Source organism: Xanthomonas hortorum, assembly GCF_024339125.1.
Lineage (GTDB): Bacteria > Pseudomonadota > Gammaproteobacteria > Xanthomonadales > Xanthomonadaceae > Xanthomonas > Xanthomonas hortorum.
On sequence record NZ_CP101417.1, the window covers coordinates 375,416 to 390,774 of the forward strand.

The following is a 15,359-nucleotide window of genomic DNA, read 5'->3' on the forward strand; positions in this document are numbered from 1 at the left end:
TAGACGGCACATTTCATGCATTGCTTGCACCTCGCACACCGACCATCTCCACTGGTCCTTGCCCGCCCACCGTCGCGGGACCTTACGCGGCATGGATGCCGCGTAAGAGCCTACACGGACGTACTTGCGGCGTGTCCCGCGACGGTGGGCGGGCAAGGGCCCTGCAGCCAATCAAAAGATCAGCGCTCTCCGCTCTACGACTGATCTATCCGCACCGACCAACCGCTGCGATACGCTGAGATTTACGTGTTGGCATCACTTGGCCACCCAAGCCTAGCCAGACGCCAACCACAATCAGTTCGCGTTGTTTCGACTCGCGCACCGCATCGGGCATCATGTAGCGATGAAGATCTATCTCGTTGGCGGCGCAGTCCGCGATGCCCTGCTTGGCCAGCCTGCTGGCGACCGCGACTGGGTCGTGGTCGGTGCCGATCAGGCGCAGATGGAAAGCCTGGGCTTCAAACCGGTGGGGAAAGATTTCCCGGTATTTCTGCATCCGCGTAGCGGTGAGGAATATGCGTTGGCGCGTACCGAGCGCAAGTCCGGGCGCGGCTATCGTGGCTTCGTGGTGGATGCCGACCCGTCGGTGACGCTCGAAGAAGACCTGCTGCGCCGCGACTTCACCATCAATGCGATCGCGCGCGACGAAGACACTGGCGAGCTATTCGATCCCTACGGCGGCGCGCGCGATCTGCAAGCACGCGTGCTGCGTCATGTAGGCCCGGCGTTCGTCGAAGATCCCGTGCGCGTCTTGCGCGCAGCGCGCTTCATGGCGCGACTGGCACCGTTGGGTTTCACTATCGCGCCAGAGACCGCTGCATTGATGCGCGAGATGGCCGCCAGCGGCGAACTCGACAGCCTGGTGCCCGAACGGGTGTGGCAGGAGTTGCGTCGCGTACTGGCAAGCGCACAGCCCTCCGCATTTTTGCGCACCCTGCACGACACCGATGCGCTGCGCGTCATCCTGCCGGAAATCGACGCGCTGTACGGCGTACCGCAACGCGCCGAGTTTCATCCTGAAGTGGATACAGGCATCCACCAGGAAATGGTCAGCGACATGGCCGCGCGACTGGCGCCGGGCGATGCGCTGGTGGGCTTTGCCGCGCTCACCCACGATCTGGGCAAAGCACTCACACCACCCGACGAATGGCCACGCCACATCATGCACGAGCAACGCGGCGTCGCCCCGCTGCAAGCCCTGTGCGAACGCCTCAAGGTGCCGCAGGACTATCGCCAGCTTGCCGTCACCGCCTGCCGCGAACACTTGAACGTGCATCGCCTGCCCGAACTGCGCGACCGCACCGTGCACGAACTGCTGGTGCGTTGCGATGCCTTCCGCCGCCCCGAGCGCATCGCACAGCTTGCCCTGGTCTGCGAAGCCGACAAGCGTGGCCGGCTGGGCAGCGAAGACGCAGCCTATCCGCAGGGCGAAGAACTCAAGCGCTTGCATGCTGCTGCGCTCGCCATCAACGCACGCGACCTGGCTGCAGAAGGTTTGCAAGGCCCGCAGATCGGTGAGGCATTGGCGAAGGCACGGATTGCTGCGATTGCGGCAGCGCGCGTGCTCGGCCGCAACTAAGGCGGCTGGGGCCGCTACCCACGTCGGTTATTTGCGGACGTAAGTATCAGTTTTCAAACCATCACACCGCTAGGATCAAGACGCGGCAGCATCTGCACGCGCATCCTCTCGGTGATAAATGGGCTCGATGTTCGTGCCAATTTTTTCAGCCTGCCGCACCACAACCGTCGCACCTCAATTCAAGACAAAGGATCTGCTCATGAGCGAAGAGAGTCGGAACGATCTGGTGGAGTATTGGCGCAGTCATGCCGGCGATGACAATCCTGCCGGTCCGTTGTTCGTAAGCGGCGCGTATGCAGAGGCAGACATCGGCTGCGAGGCGGCTGCGGTGACCGAGCAGTGCGGCACCATTTGTACGGGGTCAGCCACGTTCCAGTGTTGTTGAGGCGGCATGGTCTCCGGCCAGCATGGCGGTGACTTCGGCACGTCGCTGGGCTGCCTGATTTCGTCACCGATCGAGAAACTGGCAGTCCAGCTCAGCGAGATGGCCTCGCTTGAACACAGCGAACGCGATGTCATCCTCCAAGCAACGCGCGATACGTTGCTGGCAGCGCTGCATGGCAAGCTCACCCGACTTCTGTTATTGGAACTCAATGCTGCGCGAGTCAACGACAAACTCGATGGCGATACCGCAGAACAGCGCTGGCTGGAGTTTCAGCAACTCACCTGCGCGTCAGATTACTGGCAATCACTGGCCCCGCATTATCCTGGCCTGATCGAACGTATCGATACCCTGATTGCACACCGGTGTACTGCAGCGGCAATGTTCGCGCAGCGCTGGTGTAGCGATCGAAACACGTTGACGACCTTGCTGCTCACGGCGCCCGGCGTCCTTCTGGAACTGGCGTTCGGAGCTGGCGATAGCCATTGTGGCGGCCAAAACGTGGCGCTGGTGCGCTGTACTGGCGGCCAGTTGGTATACAAACCAAGATCGGTCGCGATCGATCTGGCATTGGCAACATTTGTCGGCATGCTCGCGGAGGCTCTGCCTACCAGCATGCGCGTTCCTCGTGCCATCGATCACGGCGCTTATGGGTGGGTTGAGTTCGTCGCACATCAACATGCCGGCACGCCGGCCGGGCAGCAGGATTTCTATCGCGGCATCGGTCATTGGTTGGCGGTCATGCGGCTACTGGCCGGCACCGATCTGCACGCGGGCAACCTTATTGCGCATGGCTCCTCGCCAACGGTGATCGACTGCGAGACGCTGTTCACTCCGCATCTTCCTGCTCCTCCGTCAGGGCTTGGCGATGCGACGGATCTGGTGGCTGCCACGATCGCAGGCACGGTCGCCAACATCGGACTGCTGCCCGGACGTGCCACCGGGCTTGGATGGCGCGGGGTCGATCATTCGGCGCTGGGATCGTTGCCCGGCCAGCAGCCGGACGTGCCGCAGCCTGCTGTGATCGATGCGGGAACCGATCAGGCGCGCATCGGGATGGGCATGGCGCGCGGAATGCCGAACGCACAGAACCATCCGGATGCACGCCCCGAACTGGCGCGCTATTGGCCCGATGTGCTGAGCGGCTTCGGCGAAATGACGCAAGTGCTGCAGCAGTTGGACGCGCGCGATGGATTAAGTCCACGCCTGGAACAGTTCGCCGGCTGCGTGGTGCGCTTCGTTGCGAGGCCAACCGAAACCTACGCCGAAATCGGCCGCATGCTCTGGCACCCGGTGTCGCTGCATAATCCGGCGCAGGCACGCCAACGCGCGTATGACTTGATGCTGCGCATGGCCGACAACGTGGGATCGGTGCCGCACGACCCCGCCATTCTGCATGCGGAGATCGACGACCTGCTGGCTGGCGACATCCCATATTTTTCCGCCATTACCGACGATGGCTGCCTGAAAGGTCCAGGAAAAACTCACTGGAAGATTGCCGACAACCTGATCGCCGCCGCGCTAGCGGATTGGCGCAACGCCGATTTCGCGCTCGAGCGTGAAGTCATCCACGCCTCGCTGATCAGCGCGTTCGTCAACGACGGCTGGATGCCGGAAGATCGCTCGTTGCTGCCAGTGGTGCCGCGACGCGGCAACATCGAGCAGCGGCGCAGGCAACAGCTTTCCGCACTGATGCGTCGATTGGTTGAGCATGCAGTCGTGGGCAAGGACGGCAGCATCGCGTGGCTGGCACCGGTGCTGGCCGCCAATGGCTGGTCGGTGCAACCGCTCGGGCCGGATATGTATAACGGCGTTGCTGGCATGGCGCTGCTGCTAGCGGCCTACCGGCGCGAATCCGCCGAAGGGCGGGCCGATCCGGTGGATGGCATCGATCACTGCCTGCAGGCCTGTGTCACCACCTTGGCAATGGGCGATGCCAAGCGACGTCGACTCATCCGCGATGGAATCCGTTTCCGCCCACTGCCGCCTGGCGGTTATATCGGACTGGGATCGCAGCTGTGGGCATATCTGGTGCTTGCCGATTTCGGCATTGATGCTGTGTTGGAACATGCTGCAGCGCTGACGCAGGAATTTCCCGATGCCGCGCAGGCCGACCAGGTGTTCGATGTGCTGGCCGGTTGCGCCGGTGCGATCGTGCCGCTGATTGCGCTGGCCAAACGCACCGGCGAGCAACGTCATCTGGAGACCGCCACGGTGATCGGCAATCGTATCTGCCAGGCGGGCACGCGCAATGGCGACACGATGCATTGGACGCATACCCGTTGGCCCGACGGCATTGGAGGCTTTGCCCACGGCGTGACAGGGATCGGCTGGGCATTGACCAAACTGGCGCGGGTGACGGAAAGCTCGCTGCATGCGGGTTGTGCGGAAGCCGCCTTCGCCTTCGAGGACACGCTCTACGACCCCACGTATGACAATTGGCGCGATCTGCGCATGCTGGCCGGCAACCCGACCGCAGCGGCCTGGTGCCATGGCGCAGTCGGCATCGGTCTGGCGCATGCAGACCTGGATCCACAACTAACCCATCCGCGCACCAGCCAGGTCCTACGGATCGCCGTTGACGCAACTGCCCGCCAAGGGCTTGGATGGAATCACTGCGCCTGTCATGGCGACTTGAGTGCATGGGAGTTGTTCGACACCGCAGCGCGCCTGCAACCAGAGATGCACGGCAACGCACCTACAGATCTGCTGGACAGCGTGCTGACCAGTATCGAAGATCACGGCGCATGCTGCGGTCTGCTGCGCGACACCTTGTCGCCCGGCTTGATGCCGGGGTTGGGCGGCATTGCTTATCAATTGCTCAGGACGCATCCGCAACATCGGATCCCATCGATTCTGGTGCAGGGAGGACTAGGTTTGTAACGCCATGGCAGAGCAACCTGCACAGATCCAGAACCCGTACTGGCGTATCGCAAGCGACGCTTCCGCACAGGGCCTGGGCGCAATCATGGTCAAGCTGGTCAGCGCAATCCGGCCGGTCGTGAGCATCGCCCGACGCGCCGCGCCGGCCGCGACCCGCGTACTGGTCGCGAGCCAACTGCTGGCGGCAGCGGCAGCGGTCTGGGGATTGCTGTTGCTCAGGCAGGTGTTGGGCGTACTGCTCTCCGGCGTCACCGCGTCCACGTTGATCGCGCAGTTGCTTCCCAGCGTGTCGTTGCTGCTGGTCGCGCAGTTGCTGCGTGTTGCTGCACGCGCCGCGGGCCTGTCCGCGCAAGCGCGCTTGGTACCGAAGGTAAGGCATCTGGCCGACGACCAGATCCTGGCCGCCAGCCTGTCCATCGATCTGGCTGCATTCGACGACCCGCACTTCTTCGATCGTATGCAGCGCGCGCGCGACCGCGGCGCATTGCACATCGAGCGCGTTGCGGTTTGCCTGTCCGAAACGCTGTCGGCGCTGCTGGCGGTGATGGCCGCATCGCTCGCGTTGCTGTGGCTGCATCCGCTGCTGTTGCTCGCCTTGCTGGTCGCCTTTATCCCCGAAGGCTGGGCGGCGCTTGCCGCCGCACGGCTGCACTATGCCGGCATGGACAAGACCATCGCGTTGACCCGGCATGCACGGATGATCGCCGAACTTGCCACCTCGCGCGATGCAGCCGCAGAAATCCGTGCCTGCCAGGCGCAGAACTACGTGCTTGGCCAATACCGGCGCAGCGCGATTCCACTGCAGGAGCATCTGATCGACCAGGCCACCGTCGAAGCCCGAACAATGACGCGTGGCCGCCTGCTCTCGATGCTCGGCCTATTGCTTACCTTTGCCGGTCTTGCCGCGATGTTGCAGACCGGCTGGTTGAACCTGGCTCTAGCCGGCACTGCAGTGATCGCCATCCAGATCACCACCAGTGCATTCGCGCAATGCTTGCGCATGCTGCATGAGATCTCCGAGCGCGCGCTCTACATTGCCGACTATCACGATTTTCTGGCATTGGCAGCAACCCAGGTTGCGGCAGGTGGCGACAAGCTCCCGCCCGCGCAGGCGGGCGAGATTGTGCTGGACGATGTCGGCTTTTGCTACCCAGGCATGACCGAACGCATCGCGCTACAGGGCATCAGCTTACGCATCGAGGCAGGTCAGACGATTGCACTGGTCGGTGAAAACGGCTCGGGCAAGACCACCCTGGCCAAACTGATTGCGGGGCTCTACCGGCCCAGCATCGGTGCGATTTACTGGGGCAGTATCGATTTACGCCAGTTTCAAACACAGGTATTGCGTGAGCGCGTGAGCATCGTGCAGCAGCATCCGCTGCGCTGGCCAGGCAGCGCGCGCGACAATCTCCGGCTCGGTCAGCCCGAGCGTCATGACCCCTCGGACGAGCAGCTGCAGCGTGCCGCTGAGCGCGCACAGGCAACTGCGGTGATCGAGGGATTACCTGGCGGCTGGGATTGCCTGTTGTCGCGTGAATTCGTGGGCGGTCACGATCTCTCCGGTGGTCAATGGCAACGGCTTGCAGTGGCGCGAGGCATCTTTCGCGATGCACCGCTGGTGATCTGGGACGAACCCACCGCTCCGCTCGACGCCAAGGCCGAACACGCCGTCTTCGAATCGTTGCGCGAGCTCGGGCGCGATCGCACGGTCGTGCTCATCACGCATCGCCTTGCGAGCGTACGCGAAGTGGACCAGATCTTCTTTCTGCAAAAAGGCCGGTTGATCGAGCAAGGCACGCACGTAGAACTGATGCAACACGGCGGCGCCTATGCGGAGCTGTATCGCTTGCAGGCGCGACAACACGAAGCCGATGGTCAACAGCGCCAGGAATGACCGGAGCAGCTACGTTGCAGCAGCCGCTCCGGCCATGATGCTCAAAGCTTGAAATTCAGACTCAGCATGAAAGAGCGGCCGTTCTTATAGATGTAGTACGGTTGGTTCTTGTTGCCGATGTAGCTGAAGTAGGTTTCGTCCAGCAGATTGGTGGCTTCCAGCGCCACGCGCAGGCGCTCGGTAGCTTGATAGCCGAACGATGCATCCACCTGGGTGAAGGCATCGGTCATCTGCTGCCCATTGAGCCGGCCGATCTGGGTGAAGTATTCCGAGCGCCAGCCCAGATTCACCCGCGCGCTCCATTTGCCCTGCTCGTAGTACGGGCTGATGTTGTAGGCGTTGCGCGAGTTGTACGGCAGGCTGTAATCGCCGTCGGTCTTGGAATCGGAATAGGTGTAGTTGGCCACCACGCCGAATCCGTTACCGAAGTTGTGCTGCAAGTTGAGCGCCACGCCACGCACCTTGGCATCGCCAGCATTGGTCGGCACGGAGGTCTGATACGTGCTCGAACCGCCGGTGGCGTTGTTGAAGAACACCCGGTCTTCCACCGTGGTCAGGATGTAGTTGGAGATATCGCGTGAGAAGAATTCGCTGCTGAGCAGGCTGCTGTCGGAGAAATACCACTCCAGCGATGCGCCCAGATTGGTCGACTCGTACGGGCTCAGACCGGGATTGCCGGTGGATGCGGTGAGCGTGGTGTCGTCGGTGGCCACGTACGGGGTCATGTTGGTGTAGCGCGGCCGCGCGATCACCTTGGAGGCGGCAAAGCGCACCATCAAATCGTCGCGCAGGTCGTAGGCGATATTGAAGGCCGGCAGCCACTTGCCATAACTGTTGAGGAAGTTGACCGGCGTGTAGCCGCCGCCCGGCGCATAGCTGAAACCGTCGGTGGAATCGCGTGTATGCACATACCGTACGCCGATGTTGCCGCGATAGCGCTCGCCGGAGAAATTGGCTTGCAGAAACCACGCACGGTTCTGCTCTTCGATGCTGTAGTTGCCGGCGTAGCTGATCGGCAGCCCGTCATCGCCTTCCAGTCCACTGATGTACTGGCTGATCGCGCCGCTGTTGATCGTCGACCATTGCTGCATATCGGCGCTGGTGGATATGCCATCCAGATAGCCAGATGGCGTGGTGCCCGGCGAGAATGCGGCGAGCGTGCTGCCATCGTTCGGCGTCCAAGTGCGGCTGTACGCTGATTGCCCGGTGGCGTGATTGGTGAGCTTGATGCCGGTCAGAATCTGCGTAAACGGCCCCCACTCCACTGCATGATCGAAGTCCAGCTGCAGATAGCGCTCTTTGTCGTACTGCGGGCTGTGGCTGGCCGATGCATTGTTGAGTTGCATCGCTGCCGCGTTGGTGGGGTCGGTGCTGTAGTCCATCGCGGTGCGACGCCCGTCGATGTTGTAGCTGTAGCCGGCAAGATTGCGGAACTGGATGCCGTAGATGCGCTCGGCACCGCCTTGCGAACTGGTGTAACCCACCTGGCTGGATGCATTCCAGCCATCGCCATGCCAGTCGGCACGCAAGTGGATGCTGCCGGTGGTGACGTCGCTGTTGCGCAGGTAACCGTCCAGGAACGTGGTGGATTGATCGCCGAACGTACCCGAGGTGGCCACGCCGTTTTCGAAGCCCAGCGCCTGCGCATCGCCCGGGTTGGAGCCCCAGTAGCCGTAGCGGCTCTGGTTGTAGTTGTCGAAACTTTCCTTGACGTACAAACCGGTCAGATTGAGTTCGAAGTCGGCATCCGGCTTCCATTGCAGCGCCGCGCTGACACCGTCGCGTTTGCGCGTCTGCTGAAACAAGGCCGTGTTGATCGAGGTCGGAAACACACCGGTGTTATTGCCCACCACACCCGGCGGAAACCCTGCGCCTTCCACGTTGTCGTAGCCGAAAATTTCCACACCATCGCGGCGCAACACGCGCTGCGAATGCATCACCGAGGTGAGCACGCCCAGGGTTTCGTCCTGGTTTTTCCAGCTGTACAACGCCGATACGTTCGGCTTGGGGTCTTCGGAGCGATCGTTATACCCGTAGCTCACCGTGCCGGTCAGCGTATTGCGCTCGAGATCCAGCGGTTTGCGTGTGTGCACGATCACGGTGCCGCCGATGGAGCCTTCGTCGATACGCGCTTCCGGGGTCTTGTAGACCTCCATCAAGCCGACCACTTCCGGCGCCAGGGTACTGTAGTTGAACGAGCGGCTGTCCGGGTCGTTGGGGTCGCCGCCCCAACTGGTGGAGGCAATGGTCTGGCCATTGAGCAGCACGCGATTGAGCGCAGGATCGGTGCCGAGGATGCTGACTTTTTCGCCTTCGCCGAATTGCCGGTCCACGGTAATGCCGGAGAGCCGCGACAGCGATTCGGCGACGTTGGTATCGGGAAATTTACCGATGTCTTCGGCGCTGATCGCATCGACGATCGCATCGGCATTGCGCTTGACGTTGAGCGCCTTGCCGAGACTGGCCTGATAGCCCACCACCTTGATTTCATCCAAGGTGGAGACAGATGGATTGGTCTGCGCGGGTGCCTGTTGCTGGGCGGGTGCAGGCTGTTCCTGCGCGAATGCGGGAAGTGCCGCAGTACTGGCAAAAGCCGCGCCACCCAACAGCAAACCACGGACCGCTGCGCTCAGTGCCGAACGACGCGGTGCACGCGCATGACACAGGAAATGACCGGACAACTCGAACACACGGGGATACACCATTGCGTGGACCTCTAGGCTGATACGTCGCAACCGGTGAGTTGCGCAAGAACGCGCGATGCGCGTGCCATGCCCGCACTCCGTCCCCTGTGCCGGATGCGAGCAGCGTCCCGCACTGCCTCATGGCGTGCGGGTCAAGGCGCCAGACCGATGCATGATCGGCGGCAACGTCTGCATGAATTCGGAGTGTGCTCCTGTTCGCTGACAACGTTATCAGCGAAGGTGCCTACCGCAAGCCGCGCTGTCAACTCAACGACACAAACAGCCTGATTTATGTGTAATTCGTCGAATTCAACGCAGATAACGGAATGACGACGTGATCGCCATCGCATTCTTTTTGGTGTGTGGGCAGACCACTGCGCATGAAGACCTGATGCCATAAGGCTGCGCACGCAGATGTTGCGATGCAAAGTGTTTGCACGCTTTGATGTGGCGCGTACTCGTACGCAACGCTCTCACCAGAAAGCGCTCGACTTCTGCTGCAGAAGTGCTGCGAGTCCATGCGGCTGCGGCAACTCGCCGCGCAGCATGGATCCACGCACCGGCACGCACGCTTACGCGCGCTGCCCGGCCACCCAGGTCGCCAATACCTGCACATCCGCATCCACCAGCACCAGATCGGCTTGATAGCCCGGCGCAATCCTGCCCAGGCGATCGCCCAGGCCGATGCACTGCGCCGGATAGGTAGACGCCATGCGCGCGGCTTCGGCCAGATCCACGCCCAGCCATTGCACGCTGTTGCGCACGGCGGTGGCCATGTCTAGCGCGGAGCCGGCCAATGCGCCGTCGGCGTTGCGCACCACACCGTCCACGGCAGTGATGGTTTCGCCGTACAGATCGAAGCTGGGGCTGTCGGCACCGACCATCGGCATGGCATCGGTGACCAGCAGCACCTTGCCTCGCGGCTTGGCCGCCAACGCGACGCGCAGGCTGGCAGGGTGCACGTGCACGCCGTCGACGATGACGCCGCACCACACGTTGGGGTCTTCCAACGCGGCACCTACGGCGCTCGGTTCGCGCCCGGTCAGTTGCGACATCGCGTTGTACAGATGGGTGAAGCCGCTGACGCCGGCGGCAATGCCGGCGTGTGCCTGCTCGTATGTCGCTGCGGTGTGGCCGGCGAACACGATTGCGCCGCCAGCGACGAAGGCGCGGATGTCGTCCAACGACACGCGCTCGGGTGCAAGCGTGATCAGGGTGACGCCGTTGTCCAGCGAGGTGTCGACCGCAATCTTGTGCGCGTCCGGCAGGCGGAACTTGTGCGCGTCGTGCGTGCCCTTGCGGGCCGGGCTCAGGTATGGGCCTTCCAGATGGATGCCGAGCACACCGGGCACGCCTTGCGCGATCGCCTGGCGCGTGGCTTCGATCGCTTCGGCCATCACCTCGGCAGTGTCGCTGATCAGCGTGGGCAACATGCCGGTGGTGCCGAAGCGGCGATGCGCCGCAGCGATCGTGGCCAGTGCCTGCGGGTCGCGCGCGTTGTTGAACAGCACGCCGCCACCACCATTGACCTGGATGTCGATAAAGCCCGGCAACAAGGTGGCGCCACCCAGATCCACGCGTGTGTGCGCCTGCGCAACACGCGCATCGTCGGCCGCCACAATCGCCTGGATCTGCGTGCCGGCCAACAACACGACCAATCCATCCTGCACGCCGTCGTCGGTGAGCACGCGTGCATTGCACAACGCTTGAATCGGGGAAGCATCCATGTTCAAACCGTTTCCGTAACCTTGTTCAAATGCGGCGGCAAATCGGGATTGTGGCCACGCTGCAATGCGAGCGCATTGATGGCGCGATAGAAACTCTGCACGGTCAGCAGCGGTGCGCTGGCCGGATGTGCGGCATCGGCCAGCGGCAGGTCGCCATCGGGCGCGGCCAGCCACACCTGCGCGCCACGCGCGCGGAATTCGGCGGCGAGTGCACGCGTGCCGGCACCGGTTTCATCCGGCTGGGCAAACACCAGCACCGGGAAGCCCGGCCCCACCAGCGCCATCGGGCCGTGTTTGACCTCGGCCGAGCTATAGGCTTCGGCGTGCAGGCCGCAGGTTTCCTTGAACTTCAAGGCCGCTTCCTGCGCCGCGCCCAGGCCCAGGCCGCGACCGAGCACGAACAGGTTGTGTGCGGGCACCAGGCCGGCAGTGAGTGCAGACCAGTCGGCCTGCCAGGCGTTGCGCAACTGCTGCGGCAATGCATCCAGCGCGGCCAACAATGCGGGGTCGTTCTTCCACACCGCGCCCAGGTGCAGCACTGCAGCGAGCGAAGCCAGATAGCTCTTGGTGGCGGCCACGCTTTTCTCCGGGCCTGCGCCCAGCGGAATCACCACCTCGGCCAATTGCGCCAGCGGCGAATCTTCCACGTTGACCAGGGCGACCACGCGCGCGCCGGCAGCCTTTGCGGCCTCGGCATTACGCAGCAGGTCAGGGCTCTTGCCCGATTGCGAAATCACGATGTACAGCGCGCCGCGCAATTGCAGCGGCGCTGCGTAGACCGAACCCACGGATGGCGAAGCGGAGGCAGTCACGATGCCAAGCTGGGTTTCGAACAGGTACTTGGCGTAGGTTGCTGCGTGATCGGAACTGCCGCGCGCGCAGGTCACCACGAACGGCGGCGGTGTGTCGCGCAGGGATTGCGCAAGTGCGGCGATGGTGTCGGCGTTGCGGGCGAACTGTGCGGCGACCACGTCGGCGGTCTGCGCCGCCTCGCGGAACATCAAGGTATCGGTTTCGAGGGGAAGGCTCATCGGGCTCAGACGGATTCGGTGGGAGAGGATTTGGCGGCCGGCGGTTGCGCCGGTGCAGTGGAACCGCGCACGACCAGTTGCGGCACGAAGCCGCGGTTCTGCAATTGCGCGGGCTGGTCGTCGTAGGCATCGCTGCGCAGCTGGCTGATCAACAGACGCGCAGCATGCCGCGCGATGTCGTCGGTGGCCTGCTTGGCGGTGGTCAATGCCGGCCAGGACTGACGCGAAAACGGGCTGTCTTCGAAGCCTGCGATCGAGAGTTGATACGGCACGTTCATGCCGGTGGATTTGGCCGCGGCCAGCACGCCGGCGGCGATTTCGTCGTTGCTGCCGAAGATGGCGGTGGGCGGTTCGCGCAGCGACAACAGCCGGCGTGCGCCACGGAAGCCATCGTCGAAGGTGTAGTCGCCGGGAATCACCAGATGCTTGTCCAGGGTGATGCCGTAATCCTTCAGCGCGGCCTCGTAGCCGGCGTAGCGCTCGCCGCTGGAGCGATGCTGCGGGCCGCCCCACAGGAAGCCGATGCGTTGATGGCCGAGCTGGACCAGATGTTCGGTGATCTCGTAGGCCGCAGCGCGGTCGTCGATATAGACGCACGGGCCATCGCCGGGATCGTCGGTGGCGGCGATGATGCGCACGCTCTTGATGCCACGTGCGGCCAACCCGGCCATCAGCTCGGGGCGCTCTGACATCGGTGCGGTCAGCACCACGCCGGCCAGACGTGAGCGTTGCACCCATTCGGCCAATTCTTCGGCCAGCAACGGCGAGGTGGAATCGCAGGGATGGATCTGCAGACCGAAGCCGGTTTCGCGGCACGCGGCGAGCACGCCATTTTGAATGGCGATGATGTGGTACGGGTTGGGGTTGTCGTAGACCAGACCGATCACGAACGGCGTACCGCTGCGCAGATTGCGTGCGGACGGATCGGGTTCGTAGTCGAGATCGGCGATGGCGCGCAGCACGCGCGCACGCGTGGCCTGCATCACTGATGGCTCGTTGTTGATCACCCGCGACACGGTCTTCAACGAGACCTTGGCGCGCTCGGCGACATCTTTGATGGTGGGCCTGCGCATGGATGTACCTTGTTCGTCGGAACGCATCATGCCGCGTCGCTCACTTGGCCTGGGCCGGCAGGCCCACGCGATGACCGCGCAGCGAATAGAACAGGATGTACAGATAGCACGGCACCATCAGCGCAGCGAACACGACCTGGAAGTCGTAGTGCTGTTTGAGAATGGCGAACAGCTGCGGAATGATCGCGCCACCGGCAATGCCCATGACCAACAGTGCCGAACCGATTTCGGTAAAGCGGCCGAGCCCGCGAATGGCCAGCGGGAAGATCGCCGGCCACATCATCGCGTTGGCAAAGCCCAGCGCGGCAACGAAGCCCACCGACACATAGCCGTGGGTGAGCAAGGCACCGAGCGAGAACAGCACACCCAGCACCGCCGACACGCTCAGGTAGCGTGCCTGCGAGATCACGCGCGGAATCAGCACCAGGCCAGCGATATAGCCCACCAGCATCGCACCCAGCGTGTAGGAGGTGAACAGTTTGGTGCTGTCCAACGGCAGATTGAAGCCGTGACCGTAGGTGCCGATCGCATCGCCGGCCATCACTTCCACGCCCACGTACACGAACAGGCACAACACGCCCAGCCACAGATGCGGAAACTGGAAGATGCTGGATTTCTGCACGCCGGCAGCGCCGGGCGTTGCATTGGCCTCGGAGGCCTTGAGTTCGGGCAACGGCGAGAACAATACGCCGATGGCCAACAGCAACAGTACGCCGGACATCACCAGGTACGGTGCGTGAATCTTGGCGGCAAACGCAGTGAGCAAGGTCTCCTTGGTCGCGGCATTGGCACTGGCCACCTGCTCGGACAGATCGCCGATGCCGTGCAGCACCAGCGAGCCGATCAGGATCGGCGCCAGGATGCCGGCGATCTTGTTGCAGATCCCCATCAGCGCGATACGCCGGGCCGCGCTCTCGATCGGGCCGAGGATGCTGATGTACGGGTTGATCGCGGTCTGCAGCAGCGCCAGGCCGCTACCGATCACAAACAGGCCGCCCAATGCGCCCGGATACCAACGCTGGGTGGCGAACTGGCCGAACGCCGCCGCACCCACCGCCATCACCACCAGACTCAGCGCCAGGCCTTTCTTCATGCCGGTGCGTTTGAGGATCCACGACGAGGGCAGCGCCAGGAAGAAATACGACAGGTAGAACACCATCAGCACCAGAAACGCGTTGACCTCGTTGAGGTCGAACGCCAAGCGCACGAAAGTGATCAGCGGCCCGTTGATCCAGGTGAAAAAGCCGATGATGAAAAACAGCACGCCGACGATGGCGATCGAGACAACGGGATTTGCGGGCCTGGCAGTAGTCATGGATCGGCTGGCTCTGAGGTTGTCGTTGGGGGACGCCGGGTGGAATCAGCGGCGCAGTTCGGCGACGAAATCGTAGAAGTCGTTGTGGCAATAGGTGTCGGTCAATTCGATCGCGCTGCCATCGCGGGCATAGCCCACGCGCACCACATGCAGGATCGCCTCGCCGGTCTTCATGCGCAGGTGTTCGGCCAGCCGCGCGGGCAGATTGATCGCGCGGAAATACTGCAACGCGCGTACCACCGGGGTGCCTTGCGCGTCCAGATAGCTATAGAGCGAATCGCCGATCTGCTGCGGGTCGGCGACGATGCGTTGCGGCAACACCGCGTGCTCGTAGGCCATGACGCGGTCGTCGGCGCTACGCAGGCGTGTCAGCGAAGCCACTGCCGCATCCGGCGACAGACCGAGCCGCAGGATTTCTTCGCCATGCGCCGGGCGCAGGCGCCGCTCCAGCCAGCGCGTGCCCGGCTCGTAGCCCTTGATGCGCAGCGTCTCGCTGAAACTGGTCAGGCCGCTGAGCTGATGCTGGATCTGCGCGGTGACGAAGGTGCCGGCGCCCTGACGGCGCGAGACCAGGCCTTGTTCGACCAGCACGTCCACCGCCTGGCGCAGGGTCACCCGCGAAATCTGCAGCCGCTCGCACAGCTGGCGCTCGGCGGGCAGCGCCTCGCCGGCCTTCCACTCACCGCCGCGGATGGCGTCGGTGAGCTTGCCGGCCAGTTGCAGGTACAACGGGGTCGGCGCGGACGCGTCCAACGCCAGATCGTCCACCCGGGGATCGGTGTCGTTCCGGG

Annotated in this window: 10 protein-coding genes; 4 read left to right on the forward strand and 6 right to left on the reverse strand. The window is 63.2% G+C overall.

Features of this window, described 5'->3' with window-relative positions:
* Positions 1 to 343: 343 nt before the first annotated feature.
* The 4 genes from NMB96_RS01525 (at position 344) to NMB96_RS01540 (ending at position 6,738) form a co-directional block, all read left to right on the forward strand.
* Positions 344 to 1,579 (forward strand): multifunctional CCA addition/repair protein, encoded by a 1,236-nt coding sequence (locus NMB96_RS01525; RefSeq protein ID WP_255086032.1) that lies wholly within the window; start codon positions 344 to 346, stop codon positions 1,577 to 1,579.
* Positions 1,580 to 1,778: 199 nt separating this feature from the next.
* Entirely contained in the window at positions 1,779 to 1,964 is a 186-nt protein-coding gene (locus NMB96_RS01530; RefSeq protein ID WP_255086033.1) for a DUF6229 family protein, read from the forward strand.
* Positions 1,965 to 1,970: 6 nt separating this feature from the next.
* Positions 1,971 to 4,844, forward strand: coding sequence for a type 2 lanthipeptide synthetase LanM family protein (locus NMB96_RS01535; protein WP_255086034.1), 2,874 nt, complete (start codon positions 1,971 to 1,973; stop codon positions 4,842 to 4,844).
* 4 nt (positions 4,845 to 4,848) lie between these two features.
* On the forward strand, positions 4,849 to 6,738 hold the full coding sequence (locus NMB96_RS01540) for an ABC transporter ATP-binding protein (protein WP_255086035.1): 1,890 nt from the start codon (positions 4,849 to 4,851) through the stop codon (positions 6,736 to 6,738).
* 41 nt (positions 6,739 to 6,779) lie between these two features.
* On the opposite strand, the gene NMB96_RS01545 is transcribed toward NMB96_RS01540, so the two are convergent.
* From NMB96_RS01545 to NMB96_RS01570, 6 genes are all read right to left on the reverse strand, one after another.
* On the reverse strand, positions 6,780 to 9,443 hold the full coding sequence (locus tag NMB96_RS01545; protein WP_255086037.1) for a TonB-dependent receptor: 2,664 nt from the start codon (positions 9,441 to 9,443) through the stop codon (positions 6,780 to 6,782).
* Between the two features lie 551 nt (positions 9,444 to 9,994).
* A complete protein-coding gene (gene nagA / locus NMB96_RS01550; RefSeq protein WP_255086039.1) occupies positions 9,995 to 11,149 on the reverse strand; it encodes an N-acetylglucosamine-6-phosphate deacetylase in 1,155 nt (384 codons plus the stop codon).
* A 2-nt stretch (positions 11,150 to 11,151) separates the two neighbouring features.
* Entirely contained in the window at positions 11,152 to 12,180 is a 1,029-nt protein-coding gene (locus NMB96_RS01555; protein WP_006451305.1) for an SIS domain-containing protein, read from the reverse strand.
* A gap of 5 nt (positions 12,181 to 12,185) precedes the next feature.
* Positions 12,186 to 13,253 carry a LacI family DNA-binding transcriptional regulator gene (locus NMB96_RS01560; RefSeq protein WP_043889880.1) on the reverse strand — a complete coding sequence of 356 codons (1,068 nt, stop codon included), beginning with the start codon at positions 13,251 to 13,253 and terminating at the stop codon, positions 12,186 to 12,188.
* Between the two features lie 40 nt (positions 13,254 to 13,293).
* A complete protein-coding gene (locus NMB96_RS01565) occupies positions 13,294 to 14,568 on the reverse strand; it encodes a sugar MFS transporter (protein WP_023905112.1) in 1,275 nt (424 codons plus the stop codon).
* A gap of 45 nt (positions 14,569 to 14,613) precedes the next feature.
* Entirely contained in the window at positions 14,614 to 15,336 is a 723-nt protein-coding gene (locus tag NMB96_RS01570) for a GntR family transcriptional regulator (RefSeq protein WP_172839323.1), read from the reverse strand.
* Between the last annotated feature and the right edge of the window lie 23 nt (positions 15,337 to 15,359).